At 38.2% G+C, this 21,897-nt stretch carries 16 protein-coding genes and 1 riboswitch; of the genes, 13 read left to right on the top strand and 3 right to left on the bottom strand.

All coding sequences use genetic code 11. The features are described 5' to 3' along the window. Window positions 1-7: 7 nt before the first annotated feature. A complete protein-coding gene (gene treR, locus AC3B5B_RS02020; RefSeq protein WP_489757219.1) occupies window positions 8-733 on the bottom strand; it encodes a trehalose operon repressor in 726 nt (241 codons plus the stop codon). A gap of 229 nt (window positions 734-962) precedes the next feature. On the opposite strand from treR, the gene AC3B5B_RS02015 reads away from it, so the two are divergent. Then, window positions 963-2,909: a PTS sugar transporter subunit IIABC gene (locus tag AC3B5B_RS02015; protein ID WP_489769173.1), complete on the top strand. Its 1,947-nt coding sequence runs from the start codon at window positions 963-965 to the stop codon at window positions 2,907-2,909. Between the two features lie 370 nt (window positions 2,910-3,279). On the opposite strand, the gene AC3B5B_RS02010 is transcribed toward AC3B5B_RS02015, so the two are convergent. Further along, the gene (locus tag AC3B5B_RS02010) at window positions 3,280-4,248 is read right to left on the bottom strand and encodes an asparaginase (RefSeq protein ID WP_489769172.1); all 969 of its coding nucleotides are present in this window, start codon (window positions 4,246-4,248) and stop codon (window positions 3,280-3,282) included. 81 nt (window positions 4,249-4,329) lie between these two features. Further along, window positions 4,330-4,426: riboswitch (THF riboswitch) on the top strand. 34 nt (window positions 4,427-4,460) lie between these two features. On the opposite strand from AC3B5B_RS02010, the gene AC3B5B_RS02005 reads away from it, so the two are divergent. The 4 genes from AC3B5B_RS02005 (at window position 4,461) to AC3B5B_RS01990 (ending at window position 8,889) form a co-directional block, all read left to right on the top strand. Further along, window positions 4,461-4,979 (top strand): folate family ECF transporter S component, encoded by a 519-nt coding sequence (locus tag AC3B5B_RS02005; protein WP_489757222.1) that lies wholly within the window; start codon window positions 4,461-4,463, stop codon window positions 4,977-4,979. Window positions 4,980-5,033: 54 nt separating this feature from the next. After that, a complete protein-coding gene (tsaB, locus tag AC3B5B_RS02000; RefSeq protein WP_489757223.1) occupies window positions 5,034-5,756 on the top strand; it encodes a tRNA (adenosine(37)-N6)-threonylcarbamoyltransferase complex dimerization subunit type 1 TsaB in 723 nt (240 codons plus the stop codon). A gap of 592 nt (window positions 5,757-6,348) precedes the next feature. Beyond that, window positions 6,349-7,371 carry a tRNA (adenosine(37)-N6)-threonylcarbamoyltransferase complex transferase subunit TsaD gene (gene tsaD / locus AC3B5B_RS01995; RefSeq protein WP_489757224.1) on the top strand — a complete coding sequence of 341 codons (1,023 nt, stop codon included), beginning with the start codon at window positions 6,349-6,351 and terminating at the stop codon, window positions 7,369-7,371. Between the two features lie 177 nt (window positions 7,372-7,548). Further along, a complete protein-coding gene (locus AC3B5B_RS01990; protein WP_489769171.1) occupies window positions 7,549-8,889 on the top strand; it encodes an aspartate aminotransferase family protein in 1,341 nt (446 codons plus the stop codon). 159 nt (window positions 8,890-9,048) lie between these two features. Here the strand turns inward: AC3B5B_RS01990 and AC3B5B_RS01985 are convergent, their stop codons facing one another. Continuing rightward, window positions 9,049-10,971 carry an ABC-F family ATP-binding cassette domain-containing protein gene (locus tag AC3B5B_RS01985; protein ID WP_489757226.1) on the bottom strand — a complete coding sequence of 641 codons (1,923 nt, stop codon included), beginning with the start codon at window positions 10,969-10,971 and terminating at the stop codon, window positions 9,049-9,051. A 362-nt stretch (window positions 10,972-11,333) separates the two neighbouring features. On the opposite strand from AC3B5B_RS01985, the gene AC3B5B_RS01980 reads away from it, so the two are divergent. The 8 genes from AC3B5B_RS01980 (at window position 11,334) to AC3B5B_RS01945 (ending at window position 21,889) form a co-directional block, all read left to right on the top strand. Continuing rightward, entirely contained in the window at window positions 11,334-13,259 is a 1,926-nt protein-coding gene (locus AC3B5B_RS01980; RefSeq protein ID WP_489769170.1) for a BglG family transcription antiterminator, read from the top strand. Window positions 13,260-13,261: 2 nt separating this feature from the next. Next, window positions 13,262-13,708, top strand: coding sequence for a PTS sugar transporter subunit IIA (locus AC3B5B_RS01975; protein ID WP_489769169.1), 447 nt, complete (start codon window positions 13,262-13,264; stop codon window positions 13,706-13,708). Between the two features lie 20 nt (window positions 13,709-13,728). Further along, window positions 13,729-14,049: a PTS fructose transporter subunit IIB gene (locus tag AC3B5B_RS01970; protein ID WP_489757229.1), complete on the top strand. Its 321-nt coding sequence runs from the start codon at window positions 13,729-13,731 to the stop codon at window positions 14,047-14,049. Between the two features lie 22 nt (window positions 14,050-14,071). Further along, window positions 14,072-15,169 carry a PTS fructose transporter subunit IIC gene (locus AC3B5B_RS01965; RefSeq protein WP_489769168.1) on the top strand — a complete coding sequence of 366 codons (1,098 nt, stop codon included), beginning with the start codon at window positions 14,072-14,074 and terminating at the stop codon, window positions 15,167-15,169. Window positions 15,170-15,190: 21 nt separating this feature from the next. Then, entirely contained in the window at window positions 15,191-17,815 is a 2,625-nt protein-coding gene (locus tag AC3B5B_RS01960; protein ID WP_489769167.1) for a glycoside hydrolase family 38 N-terminal domain-containing protein, read from the top strand. Between the two features lie 103 nt (window positions 17,816-17,918). Then, entirely contained in the window at window positions 17,919-18,548 is a 630-nt protein-coding gene (locus AC3B5B_RS01955; protein ID WP_489757232.1) for a redox-sensing transcriptional repressor Rex, read from the top strand. 108 nt (window positions 18,549-18,656) lie between these two features. Beyond that, window positions 18,657-19,634, top strand: a complete 978-nt coding sequence (gene manA, locus AC3B5B_RS01950) for a mannose-6-phosphate isomerase, class I (RefSeq protein ID WP_489769166.1) — start codon at window positions 18,657-18,659, stop codon at window positions 19,632-19,634. Window positions 19,635-19,957: 323 nt separating this feature from the next. Next, the gene (locus tag AC3B5B_RS01945; protein WP_489757234.1) at window positions 19,958-21,889 is read left to right on the top strand and encodes an LTA synthase family protein; all 1,932 of its coding nucleotides are present in this window, start codon (window positions 19,958-19,960) and stop codon (window positions 21,887-21,889) included. Window positions 21,890-21,897: the final 8 nt, after the last annotated feature.

Genomic DNA, 21,897 nt, shown 5'->3' with positions numbered 1-21,897 from the left:
TTGTCTCCTAAAGTTTAATTTTTTTTCTTCGAGCAAAATCCACAAATTTAAATTTACTAGGATTATGAAAGGATAATGTTAACTGAAAAGAAGTAGTGTCGCTTAAAAAGCTGTGACTGGCCACTAACACGACTAAGTTGTTATTAAGGTGCAATTTTGCTTGAAGTTGTGGCGTGACCTGTTCGACTGTAATGGTTTTGGTGGCGTAAGAGACTTCCAGACCCAATTCTTGTTCTAAATAGTGGTAAATGGAAGTTTGAGCGGCGGACATCGGTAAGTCATTAATTGGAGGAGTAAATAAAAAGTCACAATCTAGTACTGCCGGTTCATCGTTGATCAAGCGTAAACGTTCTAAGTAGATACCCTTTTGGGCAGACTCATTCGCAAATTTTGCTTGAAACATTTTAGGTGCTGTGGCCATCTTTTTTAGAGTTAAGACCTGAGTCTGAGCGTGCATTTTTAAAGAGTTATTTAATTCAGCAAAACTGGTAATTCCAGAGATCGGGAAAGAATATTTTTCGAGATTTAAAACGACGGAACCTTTCCCTCGAATCTTTTGAATCAATCCCAAGTCGTTGAGTTGCGCTAAAGCTTTGCGAATTGTTTCGCGGGCAGTTCCGTATAGAGTAGCTAATTGGTTTTCAGTCGGTAAAAAAGTTCCGGCGGGAAATTGCTGATGTTGTATTTTAGAAGCCAAATCTTTGGCAATGAGCACGGCTTTTGATTCTGTCATTTTGAAGTCCTTTCAATAATTAATTATATTATAGCTATTTTTGTCTAGACAAGTAAAGAAACCAAGAATAAAAAGAAAAAAATTAATTTGATCTGGAATTACTTACTTAAATTTATTGCTAAAAAAGCTTTTGACTGCTGCCAAAGTAGTTGGCTGTAATTAAGTAATTGACAACTTGTCTATACAAGTTTAAAATATGCCCTGTAAGCGTTTCATGGGAGGGAAAATTATGGCTATTAATCAAGAGGAGCAGCTTTTAGCTCCGGCCAATGGTCAAACCATTGCTTTAAGTAAAGTAAACGATCCTGTTTTTAGTCAGGGAATCATGGGCCAAGGTTTTGGCTTAGAGCCAACTGATGGTCAACTGGTAGCACCAGTTGGTGGTCAAATTACGATGGTTGCGGAAACTAAGCACGCAATTGGTATTACGACAGCTAGTGGCTTAGAAGTTTTAATTCATATGGGAATTGATACGGTCAATCTTAAAGGTTCAGCTTTTGAAGTGGCAGTTCAAACCGGTCAAAAAATTAAAGCTGGTGCGCCACTGGCCAAAATGGATTTAGCCGCAATTAAGCAACATGATTTACAATCTACAATTATTGTGGTCATTACTAATTCCAATGACTATTTAGACGGTTTAGATTTAACTGAAGCTACAGTTCAATCAGGTCAACCGGTAGCTAAGGCTTACTTCAAAGCAAAAGCTACCACGGCTACTGCTGATAAAAAATTATCTTATGATGAATTAGCAACTTTTATTATTAAAAACGTTGGTGGCGTGGACAATATTAAAAGTGTCATTCACTGTATCACCCGCTTACGATTTTATTTAAAAGATGAATCTCAGGCTAATGATGATATCTTGAAAAATCAACGTGGCATTTTAAACGTCATGCATGCTTCTGGCCAGTATCAAGTAGTCATTGGCGACGGGGTAGCGAACGCTTTTGATGCCATCTTAAAGCGCTTTCCGGAGTTAGCGAAGACTGATGATGACGATGCCACCGCAGCAACAACGCCACAAACGGGTGGTAATCCATTTTCTCGGGCAATTGGTAACTTAATTGGGTTTATTACGGGATCTATGAGTCCCGTCATTGGTGTTATTGCAGCCTCGGGTATTATTAAAGGTTTATTGGCATTGTTAACTTTACCGCAATTGGGCTCTTTATTAAGTACGAAGAGTGCCATTTATGTTACGGTCAGTGCAATGGCAGATTCAGCTTTCTTCTTCCTACCAGTTTTAGTTGGTTTTAGTGCAGCTAAACGTTTGGGGAGTGATCCCATTATTGCCGCAGTGATTGGTGGAGTCTTAGCATATCCACAATTAGTGACATGGGGTAAAGCTGGTAAAGTAATGTTTAGTTTGGGTGGGTTGAAATTTCAATTTCTAAATTATACTTACTCAATTTTTCCAATGATTCTAGCAGCTTGGCTGGCAATGAAATGTGAAAAATGGTTAAAACGAGTTTTGCCAACCTATCTACAAATGATTTTTGTCCCGTTAATTACGATTTTAATAGTCGCTACGATTACTTTAGTAATTACTGGACCAATTATTCAAACGATTGCGAATGGTTTAGCAGTCTTAATCAACTGGTTAGTTTCTGTTTCTGGCTGGCTCGGCGGCTTTATTATTGGTGGCTTGTATCAAGTTTTGGTTATCTTTGGCTTTCACTGGGGCGTGGTCCCACTGGTGGCACAACAGATTGCTAGTACCGGACAAAGTGCCATCAATGCGATTGTTTGTTCAACAATGATTGCTCAAGGAGCGGCAGTTTTAGCAGTAGCGATTAAATCTAAGAAGTCAGATATTAAAGAATTAGGTTTTGCAGCCATGATTAGTGCCTTTTGTGGGGTCACTGAACCGGCAATTTATGGTGTTAACTTACGCTATAAGAAAGTCTTTATTTCTGGATCTATTGGTGCCGCTTTTGGTGGCTTAGTTACTGGTTTAATGCACGGAACAATGTTTGGCTTTACAGGTGGATTAATTGGTTTTTCTAGTTTCTTCAACCCGAAAAATCCTGGTGACTTGCATAGTTTTTACGCATTCTTATTAGCTAGCGCTGTCACGATTGTAGTTGCCTTTCTTGTCACTTGGTTCTGGGGCTACAATGACGAAATGGTCATGGGTCAAAAAGTTGAAAAAGCTAAGCGTCCTGGCAAAGCTTAGTGAAAATAAAAGTGGTTGCAGCAAAAGTTAACCACTAAATAAAAGGGCAAGATAATCTGGAATTTTTTCCATGATTGTCTTGCCTTTTAACTTGAAGTTTTTAACCAGCTTTTGTTACAGTATTTGATATAGCGCACCAAAAGCCAAAAGCTTGCGTTTAACTACAACTAAGCCCTCAAGTCAAAATCCGACTTAAGATCTTAGTTTAGGTTAATCCTCAGCTTTTAAGCGGCTTTTGTTGCAGTATTTGATATAGCGCACCAAAAGCCAAAAGCTTGCGTTTAACTACAACTAAGCCCTCAAGCCAAAGACCAACTTAAGACCTTAGTTTAGGTTAATCCTCAGCTTTTAACAAGCTTTTGTTGCAGTGTTAATTATTAATATAATGATGTAATTCTTGATTATTTAATCCCGCACTAACTCCCACTAATAATTTGATGCGAGCTTTTTGACCATTGAGGCCACGACAAAAAGTAATGCCCATTTTTTCCAAATTGACACCACCACCTTCATAATCATAAACCGGTTCAGCGATACCATTAAAGCAACGTGATACTAGAATTACTGGAATATGATGGTCCAACAAGTTATGAACTGCGGTTAAAGTAGCTGGAGGTAAATTGCCAGCACCTAGGGCTTCAATGACGACGCCTTGTGTTTGTTCTTGATCTAAGGCTTCAAAAAGTTCGCCAGTCATGCCAGCGTAAGCTTTGATTAAATAAACATGATCGACAATGTTGGTAATTGGCAAGTGTTGATGTGGAACAATTTCTTGAAAATAATTGACATGACCCTCAGAGATAATCCCAATGGGACCAAAAGTTGGAGTCCGAAAAGTGGCGACGTTAGTAGTGTGAGTTTTAGTGACGTAACGGGCTGAATGTATTTCATCGTTCATGACGACTAAAACGCCTTGACCAATTGATGCTTTTGAACTGGCTACTTGAATCGCCGAACGAAAGTTATACAGTCCGTCACTACCAACTTCATTGGATGAACGCATTGCACCAGTAACCACGACCGGCATGTCATTATCTAAAGTTAAATCTAAGAAAAAGGCCGTTTCTTCTAAAGTATCGGTACCGTGAGTGACGACGGCACCAAAAAAGCCTTCTTGTGCTGCTTGGCGTAAACGCTTGGTTAACATTAGCATTTGTTTGGGTGTCATATGTGGCGACGGTAAATTAAAAATTTCCTCGGAAATAATTTGTAGTTGATCAGAATTAGGCAGTTCTAAATTAGCTAACGGATTTTGGGCGTTGGGTTTAATATTACCTTGCTCGTCTTCTGACATGGAAATAGTCCCACCAGTGTGTAAAACTAAAATTTTTTTATTCACGGTTTAAGCCTCTTTTTACAATTATTATAGTAATTTTAACATGTTTGTTTGAATCTATGATATGGTTAAGAAGTTAAAAATCTTGGAGTAGGGAATAAAGCGTTAAGTGCTGGCGGAACGGAATGTGAACGCTGGACGAAAAGCGATAGCTTGCGGTTTTATTCTCGCATTCGCCACGATCACAGTGGCAGCTCCTTTAGGAGATGCTTAAAATGAATAAATTACAGTTAAACAATCGGACCTTTAATATCACTTGGTTAGCGATGTTAACGGCTTTGCAAGTCATTGTCGGTCGCATTCACTTAGGGCCAAGTTTTTTAAAAGTCGGTTTTGGTTTTGTGATTACTGCCTTAATTGGTTATTATTTTGGTCCCGCTAAGTCAACGTTAGCTGCCCTGATTGCCGATATTATCGCTAATACTATCTTTCCACCACAAGGTGGATTTTTTTGGGGCTTTACGTTGTCAGCTGTAGTCACTGGCTTTTTATATGGAATCAATTTGTATCATAATCAGCCCACTAGTCAACGCTTATTAATGACCACAATTGAAGTGACGCTCATTGTTAATTGGCTGTTAAATACTCTTTGGGTTTGCGTTTTGGGAAATTTAAATTTTGGTCAAATGTTATGGATTCGAGGAATAAAAGAAATTGTTTTTATTCCAATTCAAACAATTATTTTAGTTTTATTATTCAAATGGTTACAAAACCGTAATTTTACCGTTCATTAAGACTAAATTTGAAGTATAGTGAATTTAGAATAATTATAAGGATGTAATTTTGTAATGAAGATTTTAGCCATTGATACTTCTAATCAACCTTTAAGTGTGGCCAGTGCCTTAGATCATCAAGTCTTAGCACAGGTCAGTGAAACGAATTTAAAGTCACATAGTATTAAATTATTACCAGCTATTGATCAAGTAGTGAAAACAGCCGGTTGGCAACCTCAAGATTTAGACCGAATTGTTGTAGCACAAGGACCTGGCTCATTTACAGGGCTTCGTATTGCTGTAACAACTGCTAAGATGTTAGCTTGGACCTTAAAGAAGGATTTAGTCGGCATTTCTGGTCTGCAGGTTTTAGCACAAAATGTGTCTGATTTTCAAGGAGTTATTGTTGCTTTAATGGATGCACGTAATTTAAACGTTTTTGCGGGTATTTATCAGCAGCAATCTGGAAAACTTCAAGCGTTAGTGCAGGAAAGTCATATGCGCTTAATAGATTTGTTAAGTAACTTAAAGACATTAAAACAACCGATTATGATTGTGGGCCAGTTGACTAATGAAATGGTCGGGTTAATTAATGAGCAACTACCACAGGCACAAATTAAAAATGATGGCTTTCCACAAGCACAATCATTAGTTGATTTGGGATTGGCTCAATCACCAGTTTCAGATTTAGATAATTTTGTTCCGAATTATCTGCGTCAAACGCAAGCCGAATTAGTCTGGCGGAAAGATCATCCTGATTTGGCTCAGCATCAGCAAGATTATGTACAAGATGTTTAAAAATATAATAAAAAATCAAAAATATCTGTAAGCAAGTGACCGGAGTGTTGGCAATTCTAAACCGGCTTTTGCTGCAGTGTTTGATATAGCGCACCAAAAGCCAAAAGCTTGCGTTTAACTACAACTAAGCCCTCAAGTCAAAGACCGACTTAAGACCTTAGTTTAGGTTAATCTTCAGCTTTTAAGCGGCTTTTGTTGCAGTGTTTGATATAGCGCACCAAAAGCCAAAAGCTTGCGTTTAACTACAACTAAGCCCTCAAGTCAAAGACCGACTTAAGATCTTAGTTTAGGTTAATCCTCAGCTTTTAACCGGCTTTTGTTGCAGTGTTTGATATAGCGCACCAAAAGCCAAAAGCTTGCGTTTAACTACAACTAAGCCCTCAAGTCAAAGACCGACTTAAGATCTTAGTTTAGGTTAATCCTCAGCTTTTAACCGGCTTTTGTTGCAGTGTTTGATATAGCGCACCCAGCAGCAGAAGCCTGCGTCTAGCTACGAATAAGTCCTCAAGTTTAAAAACCAAAACTTATGGCCTTATTCTAGGCTATACTCAACTTCTTATCGCTACTGGTTGCAGTATTTGAGAAGAGGTTAATGATGGATCAAGACGTATTGATTTTGGCATTTGAAAGTAGTTGCGACGAAACGAGTGTTGCAGTTATTAAAAATGGCCAGGAAATTTTATCAAATGTGATTGCGACACAGATTAAAAGTCATCAGCGTTTTGGTGGCGTGGTTCCCGAGGTTGCTAGTCGCCATCATGTTGAACAAATTATTCATTGCACAAAGTTGGCTTTAGCACAAGCTAAAGTAAATTATAAGGATTTGTCGGCGGTAGCTGTAACCTATGGTCCAGGATTAGTGGGCTCTTTATTAGTGGGCTTGATGGCGGCTAAAACGATTAGCTGGGCACATAATTTACCATTAATTGGTGTTAATCATTTGGCAGGACATATTTATGCAGCCAATTTAGTGAGTGAAATTAAGTATCCAGCGTTAGCTTTAGTGGTTTCTGGCGGGCACACAGAATTAGTTTATTTAACTGCACCAGGCGATTTTCAGATTTTGGGCGACACTCGTGATGATGCCGTTGGTGAGGCTTATGATAAAGTTGGTCGAATGTTGGGGGTTAATTATCCAGCTGGTAAAACCATTGACCAATGGGCTCACGAAGGCAAGCTTACTTATCAATTTCCGCGGGCAATGCTGAGCGAAGATAATCTAGACTTTAGTTTTAGTGGTATTAAAAGTGCCGTGATTAATACGATTCATCATGCTGATCAAATCGGTGAACAGATTAATAAAAAAGATATTGCTGCTAGTTTTCAAGCAGATGTCTTGGATATTTTGGTTACTAAAACTCAGCGCGCGTTACAAAAATATCCGACGCAGCAATTAATTGTTGCTGGCGGGGTAGCAGCTAATTCCGGTTTGCGCGAACGTTTGCAGACTGAAATTGATTCCAAAATTGAGTTAATTTTTCCACCATTACGCTTATGTGGCGATAATGCGGCAATGATTGGCGCTTTTGCGGATGTTAAATATCGAAAGCAAGATTTTAGTCCTTTAACACTGAATGCTGATCCAGGATTAGATTTTAGTTACGTTGGCGAATAATTAATTGCTTAAATTTCATTTAAAATGATTGTTTTTTAACAGTTGACAGCTATGATGACATAACTGTTAGCTGTTATTTTAGTTGGAGCAAACTTTGTGGGAAAATCAGTGATTGCTAAAATTTATTTTTAATGATAAACTAATTTAAATTTAATTATTAAGAAGAGATGATTAGAAATGACTGATCGTAATCAACAAATTTTGCAAGCAGAAAGTCAGGCCTTAGCCACAGCTTCACGAATTCAATATTTTAATTTAGTAATTAAAAAAGGAGAAGGGGCTATTTTAACAGATGAAAATGGCCACCAGTATATTGATCTATTAGCTAGTGCTTCGGCTACAAATACGGGGCATGCGCACCCGCACGTTGTGCAAGCTATTTGTGAACAAGCTCAAAATCTTATTGAATATACGCCAGCTTATTTTGCCAATCCCACTACCGCTCGACTAGCCCAACGCTTGGTTAAATTAGCGCCGATGAGTGGACCAGTAGAAGTTGCTTGGGGTAACTCTGGTTCAGATGCTAACGATGCAATTATTAAGTTTGCGCGCGCGTATACTAAAAGGCCATATATTGTCTGCTTTACGGGTGCTTATCATGGCTCTACTTACGGTTCAATGAGTGTTTCAAGTGTTAGTTTAAACATGGCCCGGAAAATGGGACCATTATTGCCAGATATCATTCGAGTACCTTATCCTGACAGCCACGAAAAGTTAGCTGGCGAAAGTGAAGCAGATTTTGTGCAACGGATGTTTCACGAATTTCAATTACCGTTCAATACTTATTTACCGGCTGAAGAGGTAGCCGCTATTTTGATTGAACCAATTCAAGGTGATGGTGGGATTGTAAAAGCCCCCCAGCAATATTTAGAATTAGTGGCCCAATTTGCGCATGATAATGGAATTTTATTAGCAATTGATGAAGTTAACCAAGGCATGGGAAGAACGGGTAAGTGGTGGTCAATTCAACATTTTGGGATTGAACCCGATTTAATGTCCATGGGCAAGTCGTTGGCTTCAGGCATGCCGTTAAGTGCTGTTTTAGGTCGAAAAGAAATCATGGAATCCTTAGCGGCTCCGGCTAATGTTTATACAACAGCTGGTAATCCAGTGGTGACTGCCGCGGCCAATGCAACAATTGATGTGATTGAACAGGAACATTTGGTGGAACGTTCGCACAATTTAGGTAAAATTGCGGAGCAATTCTTCCAAGAGGAGCAAGCCAAATATGACTTTATTGGAGAAGTACGGATGTATGGTTTAAATGGAGGGATTGATATTATTAATCCCCAAACCAAGCAGCCTGATGTTGAATTGACAACGAAGCTAATTACGCGAATTTTTGATTTAGGAGCGGTTATGATTAGTTTACGGGGAAATATTTTGCGTTTTCAGCCACCGCTAGTAATTACTGAAGAACAATTACAACAGGCTTTTCAGATCATTGACCAAGCTTGTCAAGATGTGGCTGCTGGTAAAGTGGAATTACCTAGTGGTGATCAACATATTGGCTGGTAATCAGCTCCAAATTACGAACAGTTGGTAATTAAGTCTCATTTTTTAGTGCATCCAAAAGTTATTTTTAACAAAAAATCCTAGCGATGATTGTTCTTAAACGAACATCAGCTAGGATTTTTTTAGTCAAGACTGAATATTTTGGCATTAACCTCTTTGCCGTTAATCTAGTAGTGCTTCCCATTGATTTTCGGCTGTTTCTTTTTGGTCAGTCAATGTAGTTAATTGTTCTTGTAAATCTTGTAATTTAGTGTAACTACTCAAATTTTCAGGGAGTAACATTTCCTGGTTAATTTGGTCAATTTGTTGATCCAATTGATCAATTTGAGTTTCCAAGGCTGCTAATTCTCGGTCTTTTTTACGTTGGGCGCGTTGCTGGGCCTTGGATTGTTGATAATCCTGTTGACCTTGACTGGTTGTTGAATGTTCCGCATTCTGGGCGCCAGTTTGCTGTTCTTGAAGGGCTAAATTCTCTTCTTTTTTAGCTAAATAATAATCGTAATTACCTAGATAGATGGTACTTTCTGCTGGTTGCAATTCGAGTAATTTGGTCGAAATTTCATTTAATAGGTAGCGATCGTGAGAAACAAATAAGACTGTGCCAGCGAAATTTTTTAAGGCTTTTTCAAGGATCTCTTTACTTTGGATGTCTAAATGGTTAGTTGGTTCATCCATAATTAATAAATTATTGTGCTCCAAGGCCAATTTACATAAAGTTAACCGTGCTTTTTCACCACCAGATAGATCTTGAACGGTACTAAAGACACTGTCTGCCTGAAATAAAAATGATCCTAAAACTGTTCGAATATCTTTTTCATCCATAGTCGGATTAGCATCCCAAATCTCATGCAAGACATCTTTCGTAGAATCTAATTGGTTTAAAGTCTGATCATAATAGCCAACTTGGACGTTAGTGCCCCATTCGATACTACCTGCAAGCGGTGATAATTGCTTAATTAACGTTTTAATTAAGGTTGATTTGCCGACACCGTTAGGACCAATAATTCCCAAGCGCTCGCCTTTTTTGAGCTTAAAGGTAATTGCCTGATTTAATTGTTTATCCGGATATCCGGTTTGTAAATCTTTGACCTGTAAGACGTCATTGCCGCTATCTTTATGCACGGTAAATTGAAAATGGACATTGTTTGGTGTTCCTTGTGGGCGAGGTAGCCGCTCTAATTTTTCTAATTGCTTGCGGCGACTTTGGGCACGTTTGGTGGTGGAAGCCCGAACGATGTTCTTTTGAATAAAGTCTTCCGTTTTTTTAATTTCTTCTTGTTGTTTGTTATACGCTTTCCATGCTAAGTCCAAATCGTCAGCTCGTAATTTTAAATAACGTGAATAATTACCCGTGTAATGTTTCAAAGTACCATTTTCTAGCGCATAAATTTCCTTGACCGTATGGTCTAAAAAATATTGATCATGAGACACGATTAACAGTGCTCCGCGATAACTTTGTAAATATTTTTCGAGCCAATTTAAAGTATCAATGTCCAAATGATTAGTGGGTTCATCTAAAATTAATAAATCATGTTGTTCCAATAACATTTTGGCAAAAGCTAGGCGGGACTGTTCACCACCAGATAAGTGTAAAGCTGGTTCATCAAAGCGCTCAGCACTAAAACCAAAACCGGTTAGGACCGAACGAATTTCAGACCGGAAGCCGTAACCATTTTCGTCTTTAAATTTAACTTGTAACTGGTCGTATTGTTGTAATAATTTTTGATAAGCAGGAGTAGCTCCTTGGCTACTCTGTTGTGCAATTTGCTGTTCCAAAGAACGTAATTGACGTTCATCTTGCTGCACTTTTTCAAATATCCGTTCCATTTCTTCATAAATAGTATTCCCGGATTGAAAGGTGGGATTCTGTGCTAAGTAACCGATACTTAAATTATTTTGATAAATCATATGTCCGGCGTCAGCGTCTTGTTCTTGATTGATGATTTTTAATAAAGTTGATTTACCAGCTCCGTTAGGTCCGACTAAACCAATTCGGGCTTGCTCGGCAATTTGAAAATTTAAATGGTTGAATAAAACATCGCTGCCGAAACGACGTTCAATATTTTGTCCTTGTACAATTAACAATTTTAAGCTCCTAAAGTTTAAATTACATTCGAATCTTGGGGCGGATGATGTTATCCGTTGTTAAAATTATGCACCAATTATTGCTTGATATTATAGATTAGTATCACTGTGTGAAAAGTTTGTGGAAACATAATTTTGGCTAATCGAATTCTAGTTAATCTTATTTTAACACGGCGTTAGTCAATAATGTTCGTTGAAACGGTAGCTAATGTTGAAACCAGCTTAAATTGTCATCTTAATTAATATTTGAAGTTATTTTCTTCTGAATCAATCAGCGACAAAGTACACCTAAGGTAAGTGTACTTTTTTGAAGTTAAGTTTTGAAGCCGGTTACATTATGATGAAAATGTAAAAGTTAAGGAGTGATCCGTTTGGCGCCAAAGCATTCACCAAAAACTATTACAAAAAGTATTATTCAATTTATTTTGTCAAAACCAGTTGTCCATTATCAAGATTTAATGGAATACACAGGCCTATCGCGCAAAACGGTAGCTAAATATTTGAAGCAAGTTGAGCAATTTGTCCAACCATACGGCGTTAAATTAGTTCGCAAAAAAGGCTATGGCATTTACTTTACAGGTTCTACCAAAGACTTGTTAAATTTATTTCCACCAATGAATCCTAACAATGATGCCGTGGAACGGCAAATTAATTTAGTCTCGTTCTTGGTTAAAGCCCAGCAACCAGTTTTGTTAGATGACTTGGCCGCCCATTTTTTTGTCAGTCGCAGTACCTTAGAGCGTGATTTGAGTTCTCTGAAACAAAATTATCATTTACAGTTTAGTACTTCTCAACAAGGCATTAGGCTCAATAATTCTGAAGCTGAATTACGCCATTTTCAGACACAAATTATTCAAATGTATTGGGGCGAAGAGATTAAGCAAAATCAAAGTACTGGTCGGCTCACCCGCAATTTTCAAGTCCCTCCAGCTTTGAGCCAGCTAGTTGATAAGAAAATTTTGGATCGAACGCAAAAGGTTTTAAATCAATTTTTACAAAAATTACCCGGTAATATTAGTGAATACCAGTATGAATCTTTATTGATTCATTTAGCGTTAGCGATTCAAAAAATTCAATCTCAAAAAGCACCACCAGCTACCAAAACAGTAGCTTCATTTGCAATATCTACTAATACCCAACGTTTGGTTGCGTTAGTGGAACAAGAATTTCACTGCCAGTTATCAACAGTAGAAATTAATAATTTAAATGTGCATATTGTAGCGATTGAAGAAGGCTATCTGCCTAGTCCGGCGAGTGAAAATTCTAATCAAGAGTTAGTGACTTGGTTACAGCAAGTTTTGGTTAACTATGATGACTTATTAATTCAAAACTTGACTTTGCATTTGCAACCGGCTTTGGTACGCATCAAAAATGGCATCAAAATTGACAATCCGTATCGTCATCAAGTGAAAGTTAATTTTCCCCAAGCCTTTGATCAAGCTCTGACTTTAGCAGATGCTATTTTTCAAAAATATCAAGTTCGCTTTCCCGAGGATGAAGTGGCCTATTTGTGTTTACATTTGGAATCATTTCGCGAGCGGCAGCAAAAAGAATTCCGTGAAGTTAGTGTCGTGATCGTTTGCAGTACCGGTTATGGAACTGCTGAATTAATTCGGCAAAAAATTCAGGATAAGTTACCGAAACTCAATGTAATTGGGACTTTATCGGTGACTGAGCTATTACGAAAACCTGTGAGTGCTGACATTATCTTAACAACGATTCCGCTTAAATTACAGACACAACAAGTAGTCATTCAAGTTAGTCCACTGTTAAATCAGCAAGAACTGCAGTTGTTACGCCAATTAAGCCAAAAGATTTGGCACGATAAATATTTGAAAGCAACTTTTTTGGATTTGGTGGCTAAACCAGCAATCATTGTTGATTCAACAGCACCAAGCCCCCAAATTGCTATTCAAGAAATTACGCAAGCTTTAGTGGCTAATCATTACGTGAAAGATACGATGCAAGAGTCAGCTTGGAAGCGAGAACAATTAGCTTCCACGGCTTTAGGAACTTACGCTATTCCCCATGGGGCTGCCGAACATGTTTTAAAACCGGTCATTGGTATTTTAACTTCTCAAAAAGGAATTTTGTGGGGTAAGGAAACGGTTTATGTAGTTTTCTTTATGGCGTTTAACGATACAGTCAAGGACAGTTTAGATGACATTTATGATTATTTCTACGATTTAACACAAAATGCTAAGCAAATGAAGCAGTTGAGAAATGCGCAAGATGTCGAAACGGTCGTTGAATGTTTGCAATATTCAACAGAAATAAAGGATGGATAAGGATGGATAAGATTTTGACGAAGAACCAAATTTTTTTAAATCAACCGCTACGTTCGCAAACTGAGGTGTTTCATTTTATTGCCCAAAAAGCAGTTAGTTTAGGCGTAGGTGACGACGAACAAGCAATTTATGAATCGCTACAGGAGCGTGAACAACAGGCTTCAACAGGATTGCAGGATGGGATTGCGATCCCCCACACGCTTTCTCAGGCGATTAAGCAATCAGCAATTTTGTTTATTCGGACCCAAAGTCCGTTATCGGAGTGGCAAACGATTGATGATCAACCAGTTCAACAAATCATTGTGATGTTAGCTCCCCCAGATGGTGCGCAGGAGCATTTACAATTATTAGCCAATCTGGCCACTTCATTAATTGATGCCCCAAAGCGCCAAGCACTGGTTGCTAGTCAAAGTGTACAAGATGTTTATCAAATTTTAACTAATAATTAAAGCGAAAAGGAAGTAAAATTATGGATTTTGTAGCAATTACCTCTTGCCCCGCAGGTTTAGCCCATACCCCTATGGCTGCTAAAGCATTAGAGAAAGCCGCCCAAGAACTGCAGCTTTCAGCCAAGGTTGAACAACAAGGAGCTATGGGTCTCAAAAATGAAATCACGGAACAAGAAGCTCAAAGTGCGAAGTTCTTGTTAATTGGTTCTGACCAAAAAATTGAAAAAATGGATCGTTTTAAGGGGATTCCCACCGTGCGCGTGGATATCAATATGTGCATTAAAAAACCGAAGGCAGTAATTAACAAAGTGATGAAAGCAGTGGCTCAGAAAAAAGCTTAGTGACGCTTCAGAGGTGAAAATTATGAAAAAGTTATTATCACAGTGGAAAGGCTACTTAATGTCGGGGATTTCTTACATGTTACCCGTAGTTATTGGTGGTTCGCTAGTCGTAGCTGTGCCTAAATTAATTGGTTTATTATTTGGCATTACAAGTTTTGATCATTATAAAACGGGTTTTTGGTTTTACATGGGTCAAATTGAGGCTGTTGGTTGGATTGGTGTCGGCTTAGTTAATCTTGTCTTGGCGGGTTATATTGCTTATGCCATTGGTGATAAGCCAGCTTTAGCCGCCGGTTTTATTGGTGGTTCCTTAGCTTCTAGCTCCAACATGGGGTTTTTAGGAGCATTGGTTGCTGGTTTTGCAGCAGGTTATACTGCTAAATGGTGCCATGACAAGATCCATGTCAGTGCTAAATATGAATCCATTATGCCATTAGTAGTAGTACCACTTTTATCGACCATGGTCGTGGCGTTATTAATGGGTGTCTTATTGAAGCAACCATTGGCTTGGATTAATAGTTCTTTAGTCGCTTGGATTAAAGCAATGAGTAACAGCGGGGTCAGCGCGATGACTCTAGCAATCATTATGGGAGCGATGATTGGATCTGATTTAGGTGGTCCAATTAATAAAGCGGCTTGGATGGCTGGTAATGTGCTATTGGCAGAAAAAGTTTATACTCCGGCAATGATTGTAAATATTGCGATTGCTGGTATTCCTTTAGGCTATGCGTTTGCTACTTTGTTTTATAAAAAACGTTTTTCTAATGAATTATTGGATGCTGGACGTAGTGATTGGTTCATGGGGTTTATTGGTATTACTGAAGGGGCCATTCCGTTTACGTTAGTTAGTCCGTTAAAATTGATTCCCATTAATATGCTTGCTGGAGCAGTGGGCCCCGCACTTGCGATTTTATTAGGTGCTCAAGCTAAGATTCCACCAGTTGGTGGTATTTATGGTGCAGTAACAGTAACTAACTGGTGGGCATATCTAATTGGACTCTTTGCTTGTGCTTTGATTATTGGAATATTGGCGCCGTTAGCCGTTGATTTTAACCAAAATGATACGCCAGATGTTGATGGTGAAGCAGACGAAGAAGATATTAAGATTGAATTTGAATAAAAATATGGGAGTAAATAATATATGGTAACGGCACATTTTGTTAATCATACTCATTGGGATCGCGAATGGTATTTTACAACTCAAGATGCTCAAGTTCTCAGTGATCAATTATTCGGTGAGGTTTTAACAGAGTTAGAGCAACATCCAGAGGCTAACTTTACTTTCGATGGGCAATTATCGATTGTGGGGGAATATTTAACGATTCATCCAGAAGATCGACAGAGAATTAAGCAATTGGTTTCGCGCAAGCAATTATTTATTGGTCCTTGGTATACCCAAACAGATGCATTAATACCAGATAGTGAATCCATTATTCGTAATTTAGTGATTGGCATTATCGGCAGTCGCCAACTCTTTGGGCAGGCCATGATGATTGGCTATTTACCGGATACCTTTGGTTTTAATGCACAATTACCGATGCTATTAAATCAAGTCGGCATTCAAGATTTTATTTGCTGGCGGGGTACTAATTTTGCTCGACAAGTCGATTCAGTTTACTTTAAGTGGCAGGGCTTGGGAAATAACCAAGTTTATGCAGCTAACTTTCCCTTAGGTTATTATACGGGGCAAATTGATTTAAATTCGAAGCAGCATTTACAAGAGTTTGTCGAGCAAAGATTAGACCCAGGGATTGACCTAGAAGCTAAACATGGTCATAATGATCCCGTTTTAATTCCTTCGGGGATTGATCAGATGAATATTATTCATAATATTTCCCAGGTAATTCAACAATTAAATCAATATAGTAAACACCAAATAGTGTTGAGCAGTTATCCCCAATTTATGCAACAATTGCGCCACCAGGATTTACCTCAGTATCAAGGTGAATTACGTTATCCCACTTATTCACGGGTGCATCGGACGATTGGTTCAGTGCGCTCGCAGCTTAAACGTCAAAATTTCAAGTTAGAACAACAAATTTTACGTCGAGTTGAACCGATGCTGGTTATTGCCCAAGCTTGTGGAATCAAAGTGTCCAACGGATTAGTTTTAAAACTTTGGAAAAAGTTATTAAAGTGTCAACCACATGATACATTAGGCGGTAGTATTACGGATAACGTTGCTGTTGATGTTCAGCAACGTTTCAAAGAAGGTTTCGAACTTGCTGCCGGAATTGAAAATTATATTAAGAAGCGCTTAGCGCAACGTTTAAATCTGGATAGTAATCAATTGTTATTATTTAATACTTCACCACGGGTATTTGATGGTTATCAAGAAGTAGAATTTTTAACGACTAGTAAAAAAGTGAAATTTGCTGAACAATATCAAGCTGTTCTAGTTCGTGCAACTTATGTCCCTAAACGTGAGCACATTATGCAACAAACCGCCAAAGGTTTTGAATTTAAAGATGAACCGGGCTATTATCGATTGACGGTTCGGTTAAAGATGCACTACGAGGGATTAGGCTATCAGGTGGTTTCTTATCAAGTAGCTTCAACGGAGCTAGCAACTTTAGAAGATAGTTCATCTGTGTCCATTAACAATCAAAAGTGGCAAGTTCAATACACAGGAACAAGCTTTACTGCTCAAACGCAAGGTCACGTTTATCCACAGCTGTTAGAAATTTTAGATTCGGGTAATGATGGTGATACGTATGATTATTCGCCTTTACCGCAGGAACAAGAAGTCAGCTTGCCGTTAACTGGACAATGTCAAGTGCAGACTGCTCCTAATTTACAAACTATGACGGTTCAAGGTACTTGGCAGTTACCTAAATCTTTAGCTGAAAGGCAAAAGGACCATCCGCAATTAATTGACGTGAACTTCAAAATTATTTTAAGTTTAGCAACAAGTTCTTCGGTGTTAGATGGTCAATTAATTATTGACAACCAAGCTTTAGATCATCGCTTGAGATTAAAGATTAACACGGGTATCAAAAGTTCACAGGCGTGGGCGCAAATTCAAGGCGGTTTTCGAACCACTACTAATTTGCCTATTGCGGATAATTGGCAAGACGAGTTTGTTGAAAAACCGGTCAATCTTTACAACTTTGATAAAGTTGTGGGCATGTATGAGCCCAAGCAAGGTTTGTTTTTGTTAAGTGGCGGCATGAAAGAATATGAATTATTGAATCAAAGCTTTGCCGTCACTTTACTAGCCACTACGGGTCAATTAGGAAAACCCAATTTATTGTGGCGTCCCGGGCGAGCTTCGGGCGACACTACTAGTGTCGGTCATCAGATGACGCCAACACCACTAGCTGAAGAAATCGGCTTAAATCATTTTGCGTTTGGATTAGTGGCAGTTGCGGACTTAGACGAGAATCAGTTAGCACGGACTGCTGAAAATTGGTTGGCCCCCAATGTTAATTACCAGTTACAAAAACTGAATTTATTTGTCAATCGGTTAGACAATAAAATTTGGGATGTTGAATTTGATAAATCATTACCTCAGTTACCACGCCAAGCGACTTTCTTACGGTTGGATCCGGATGTAACGATTACGGCTCTCTACTGTGCTTATACAATTCAGAATGCGATTGTGGTTAGATTGAGTAATCAAGCGAATAAAACGGTTGCTTTAACGGAATTCTTAGCGGCTGGTTTTCAACGAACCAATGCGTTAGAAGAAGTTCAGTCTTTACAAGCAGACGCGCAACAACTAGCACCGTATGAGATGGCAACTTTTATCAAAATTAATGGTTAATTTTCAAGGTAATAACTTTGTGATTTTATTTACTTGACATTGTGATATTAAAAGGTAGATACTGAAAGTATCAATTATACTTGTTCACAAGGGGATATTAACCATGACAAAATACAAAATACCAAATGCTACTATTAAGCGCTTACCGTTGTATCATCGTTACTTTCAATTTTTAAATGATTCCAATACTAAAAAGATTTCCTCAACAGAATTAGCTAAAGCTGTTCAAGTGGATAGTGCGACGATTCGGCGTGATTTTTCTTACTTTGGTTCTTTAGGTAAGCGGGGTTACGGCTACGAAGTTGAACCAATGCTGGAATTTTTTAAAAAGTTACTTAACCAAAGTCAAACGACGAAAGTAGCGTTGGTCGGAGTAGGTAACTTAGGTAGTGCATTATTAAACTATAACTTTTCACAGACGAACAATATTAAGATTACGGCCGCTTTTGATCAGAATCCGGAATTAATCGGCCAAACTGTCAATGGTGTGCAAGTTTATGATGTCGATTCTTTAGAACAACGTTTAGCAGATGAACAGATTGATGTTGTGATTTTGTCAGTACCAGTCATCAGTGCACAAAAGGTCGCTGATGAACTGGTAGCAGCCAACGTCAAGGGTATTTTGAACTTTACGCCGTTAAGATTGGCAACTCCTAATTCTGTGCGCGTGCACAATGTTGATTTAGCGAATGAATTACAAACATTAATTTATTTCTTAGATAACTATAGTTAAATTAAATGTTTAACTTTTGATTCACCTTTTAGCTTGTAAGGCGAGAATTTTGCGGTAAGTTAGTAGTAATTTTGGTTGATTACGGCTGCTTTTATTAGGAGGTATTAGATGGAACCATTGTTTTTACAACCCGCTTTCCAAAAAAAAATTTGGGGTGGGCGTAAGCTACAAGAACGTTTTGGTTATCGCATACCTGATGGTCAAGTGGGAGAATGTTGGGCCATCTCTGCTCATCCGCATGGTTTATCAACTGTTAAAAATGGACCTTTTGCTGGGCAAGATTTAGCCCAACTATGGCAAAAACAACCAGAGCTGTTTGGTTACCCGCAAGGAAAAGTTTTCCCTTTATTGACTAAGATTTTAGATGCGGAAGCTAGTTTATCAGTTCAGGTGCATCCAGATAATGCTTATGCCCAAGCACATGAAGGTGAGCTAGGCAAAACGGAGTGTTGGTATATTATTGATGCCCAGCCTGGTGCCTATTTGATTTATGGACATAATGCGCAAACTAAGGCAGAATTACAAGCACTGATTGACTCGGGGGACTGGGAACATTTGCTCAAAAAAATGCCAGTCAAAACAGGAGATTTTGTTTTTGTGCCTAGTGGGTGTGTTCATGCGTTAAATCAAGGAATTATTGCCTTAGAAACACAACAAAGTAGTGATACTACTTATCGTTTGTATGATTATGATCGTATTGAACAAGCTACCGGTCAAAAACGCCAACTGCATTTAAAACAGGCTCTAGATACGATTACTGTTCCTTTCCAAACACCAAAACTTAATCAAGCGGTCCAGCAATTTGGTGCTAGTTCCATCACCACTTATGTGAAACCACCTGTTTCGCCATACTTTGCAGTGTGGGGCTTACAAGTGCAAAATGATGCTTTAAGTTTGCAACATCAGTTGGGTGCTTACACCTTATGTTCCGTGATTTCCGGAACGGGACAGCTAGTGATTGCTGGGAAAACCTACGAGTTACAGTTAGGTGATCACTTTATTATTCCGGCGCCAATTACTGCTTGGCAATTTCAAGGGGAAAATCTCCAAATAATTGCTTCCGAAGCAATTGACAAGGTCGATTAATATTCAAAAAAGAGTCGGGACAAAAAGTTTTGAGAAGTTAAACACAGATTTTTGACTTTTGAAGTCACTATCAGCGGAGAAGGTTTGTTTGATTTACGAAATTTTTTTGTTCCGACTTTTTAATACTTAATATGAGGTTGTGACAAAAGCAATTTAGCTGCTAGTTACAACCTCATTTTTAAATATTTAATTTAATATTTTTTGTAATACCGCATTTTAACTGCTTTTGACTTATCGGCAAATTATGCTAGTAATATACCTATCTAAATTAGATTGTGCTAAAATTTAAAACTGTATTAATTTAAGTCGAAAGAGGATTTATTGTGCATAATCTAACTGTCAAACGCTTTATGTATTTTTTACTGCAAGTACTTTTAGTGTGTTTAATTGCTTACGGATTTTATTTTGAATTTCAACTAGCTTTAACCGGTAGTTTGACACACGGCTATCATGAGATGTTCTGGGAAATTAAGAATAATCCTGTCGTCACGCGAATCAACTGGTTTTGCCTAGTAGTTATTATAACGATGCTAATTGCGCTGTTAGGTGATTATTGGTGGGGAATATCCCTGAGCGTCATTATTTTCAGTATTATTTTATATGTGGACTTTAATAAAATTATTTCACGTTCTGAACCATTGTTACCTAATGATTTAAACATGGCTGGTCAAGCTGGTGGTTTAATTAAAATGGTCAGTTGGCAATCATTATTACTTTTAGCCATTGGCATTGTATTACTACTTGTAGCGGCCTACCTGTTACACAAAGTTACCAAAGGCTTGTGGTTAAAAAATCATCGGGTGCTGTGGCCGTTGAGAATTGGCTTTTTGGTGTTAGCAATAATAGCTTTAAGCTTGTTCTCACAAGCAGGAAATACGCGCTCTTTTGCTTCTAAACAATTGGCGAAGCATAATATTACTAATGTTGATCGTTCACAATTGGCCAATTATCGTAATCGGGGTACTTTAATTGGTTTTGTCTTTAATGCCCATTCTACGCCAATGATTAAGCCTGCTAATTATAGCGCGGCGACTATGAAGCAAATTACTAAACGTTATCAAAAAGGTTTGGTTAAAGCCAATCAAGGGAAAAAAGTTGGGAAAGTTAACATTATTTATATTTTAAATGAATCTTTAACCAATCCTTTACGGACACAGAAATGGTATCCCCTTGTTGGCAATAAAAATCCGATGCCTTATATTTCTAAGATGATTACGAATCCAACGGTCCAACAAGCTGGGGGCTATATGGTGTCTCCTGGTTTTGGTGGGGGTACGGCTAATATTGAATTTGAAGCCAATACAGGTTTCTCCAATTACTTTTTAAACAATACGCCCTATCAGGATATTTTACCTAATAAAAAATATTTTCCGAGTGTCATGCATTATTTAAATGATGCTGGCTATAATTCACAGGCCTACCATCCTTATGCCGGCACTATGTATCGTAGAAATCAAGCTTATCCAGCGATCGGTATCCATAAATTCCAAGATCAATCGAAATTACAGCATTTAAAGAAGTCACCACATGGTTTGTATGATACAGATGCCTCCGCCTATCCGAACTTTTATGCACAACAAAAAAAGTCTAGTCGCCAATTTAGTTTGATGTTGACGATGCAAAACCATATGCCTTATCAAGCAGAAATAGGTCCCAAAAGTTCTTATCAACTCCAGAATAAAGTAGCCGGAGATGCTGATAAGACTAAAAAATTAGAAGCTTATCTTCAAGAAGTTCACGATTCGGATCAAGCATTTAAGCAATTAGTGCAACATTATCAACATGCTAAGCAAAAAACGTTAATTGTCATGTATGGCGATCATTATCCTGGTGATGGTATTTATGATGATCTCTTCAATCAGAATACCTTGTATTCTCATGCAACGCCGTTTGTGATGGCGGCTAATTTTCCTTTACAGACGCATCATTATAATTACTTCTCGCCCAACTATATGTCCTTACAGTTATTGCAACAACTTAACTATCCGCAAACCCCGTTTTATCAATTATTGGAACAATTACAACAGCAAGTTCCAGTTTTGACCAAACCACTACAAATTTCTGGTACGGGCCAACAGAATCGAACCAAAGTAAGCAACGATACGTATGCGTTAACTGCTAAAAATGTTCACGGCCCTAAAAATGCTAAGTGGGATCAATCACGAGTTTATAAAGATTATCGGTTATTAGAATATGATATGACTTATGGTAAAGCTTACGCTAAAAAGGATGGTATGTTTCAAATTCCTCGCTAGTCATAGCT

It is taken from the genome of Bombilactobacillus sp. ESL1187 (genome assembly GCF_058107155.1).
This window is presented reverse-complemented; position numbering and strand designations above follow the sequence as displayed.

What these genes read in the sequence shown, in the direction of transcription:
- treR (WP_489757219.1), bottom strand. Translation starts at nt 733, where the DNA reads ATGACAGAATCAAAAGCCGTGCTCATTGCCAAAGATTTGGCTTCTAAA.
- AC3B5B_RS02015 (WP_489769173.1), top strand. Translation starts at nt 963, where the DNA reads ATGGCTATTAATCAAGAGGAGCAGCTTTTAGCTCCGGCCAATGGTCAA.
- AC3B5B_RS02005 (WP_489757222.1), top strand. Translation starts at nt 4,461, where the DNA reads ATGAATAAATTACAGTTAAACAATCGGACCTTTAATATCACTTGGTTA.
- tsaB (WP_489757223.1), top strand. Translation starts at nt 5,034, where the DNA reads ATGAAGATTTTAGCCATTGATACTTCTAATCAACCTTTAAGTGTGGCC.
- tsaD (WP_489757224.1), top strand. Translation starts at nt 6,349, where the DNA reads ATGATGGATCAAGACGTATTGATTTTGGCATTTGAAAGTAGTTGCGAC.
- AC3B5B_RS01990 (WP_489769171.1), top strand. Translation starts at nt 7,549, where the DNA reads ATGACTGATCGTAATCAACAAATTTTGCAAGCAGAAAGTCAGGCCTTA.
- AC3B5B_RS01975 (WP_489769169.1), top strand. Translation starts at nt 13,262, where the DNA reads ATGGATAAGATTTTGACGAAGAACCAAATTTTTTTAAATCAACCGCTA.
- AC3B5B_RS01970 (WP_489757229.1), top strand. Translation starts at nt 13,729, where the DNA reads ATGGATTTTGTAGCAATTACCTCTTGCCCCGCAGGTTTAGCCCATACC.
- AC3B5B_RS01965 (WP_489769168.1), top strand. Translation starts at nt 14,072, where the DNA reads ATGAAAAAGTTATTATCACAGTGGAAAGGCTACTTAATGTCGGGGATT.
- AC3B5B_RS01960 (WP_489769167.1), top strand. Translation starts at nt 15,191, where the DNA reads ATGGTAACGGCACATTTTGTTAATCATACTCATTGGGATCGCGAATGG.
- AC3B5B_RS01955 (WP_489757232.1), top strand. Translation starts at nt 17,919, where the DNA reads ATGACAAAATACAAAATACCAAATGCTACTATTAAGCGCTTACCGTTG.
- manA (WP_489769166.1), top strand. Translation starts at nt 18,657, where the DNA reads ATGGAACCATTGTTTTTACAACCCGCTTTCCAAAAAAAAATTTGGGGT.